At 67.0% G+C, this 1001-nt stretch carries 2 protein-coding genes; both read right to left on the bottom strand.

Annotated elements, in window-relative coordinates; all coding sequences use genetic code 11:
* Positions 1 to 11: 11 nt before the first annotated feature.
* Positions 12 to 560: an IS630 family transposase gene (locus OQ02_RS46525; RefSeq protein WP_231500446.1), complete on the bottom strand. Its 549-nt coding sequence runs from the start codon at positions 558 to 560 to the stop codon at positions 12 to 14.
* The gene (locus tag OQ02_RS46520; RefSeq protein ID WP_081916284.1) at positions 524 to 910 is read right to left on the bottom strand and encodes a helix-turn-helix domain-containing protein; all 387 of its coding nucleotides are present in this window, start codon (positions 908 to 910) and stop codon (positions 524 to 526) included. The genes OQ02_RS46525 and OQ02_RS46520 overlap by 37 nt, the downstream gene beginning before the upstream one ends.
* Between the last annotated feature and the right edge of the window lie 91 nt (positions 911 to 1001).

Raw genomic sequence — 1001 nt, 5'->3', positions numbered from 1 at the left:
CTAGTGGCTTGTCACGCAGCCTTGGCCGGGTAATGGGTCCAGGTGCGGATGGGTGAGTCGGTGGCGAACCCGGTCTTGGGTTGGGCTCGGGCGTTGCGCCAGCGGATGAACGAGGCGATGGCGGCGTTCTGTTCGGCGTGGGTCAGGTGGTCTGTGCCGTTGAGGGCGAAGTAGCGCAGGGCGGCGAACTCGGCCTCGATCCAGTTCAGCCAGCTGGAGTAGGTGGGCAGGAACACCAACTCGACGTCATGGTCGGCGGCCCAGTCGCGGACGTCGGGGTGTCGGTGTGGGGAGAAGTTGTCCATGACCAGGTAGAGCCGTTGGTCGGGCCACCGGACGCGCAGGGTCTTGAGCAGGTCGAGGAACTCGCGGTGGCGTTTGCGCCGCCGGATCCGGTAGTGGATCTTCCCGGTCGTCAGGTCGAGCGCGGCGAGCATGTGCATCACGCCGTGGTGGCGGTTGTAGGTCGCCCGTAATCGGCGCGGCGACCCGGCGGGCCGCCAGGCCTTGCCCCTGCGCGGCATCAGGTTGAGCGGTCCGAACTCGTCGACGCAGACCACCCGCCCGTCGCCGGGCGGATGGTCGTACAGGTCGAGGATGCAGTGCGGGCGATCAGGCAGATCCGTTCACGGATCGCCTCACCGATCGTCCGACTCCGCCCGCCGCTCCATTTTGGGTCCAGCGCCGCGAACCCCCGCTCGTTGAACGCGTGGATCACGTCACGCACGTAGTCCTCGCTCACCTGCATCAACGAGGTGATGTCCCGGACCGCCTGGCCCTGGCCGGACATCAGCACCACGATCGCCCGCCTCAACCGCACCGGATCCTTCGAGGTCCTGGTGACCCGCTGGATCTTCCGGCCTTCCTCCATCGACAACGGCCTCACGAACACGCTCGGACGACGAGCCACAACCACCTCCCGCACTCGACATGCGGGACCAGCCTCGCCGATCAGACCGACCGATCGATTACCGGGTCAACCCTCCGAGACGCGCCACTAG

This window comes from Saccharothrix sp. NRRL B-16314, assembly GCF_000716595.1.
Lineage (GTDB): Bacteria > Actinomycetota > Actinomycetes > Mycobacteriales > Pseudonocardiaceae > Actinosynnema.
This window is presented reverse-complemented; position numbering and strand designations above follow the sequence as displayed.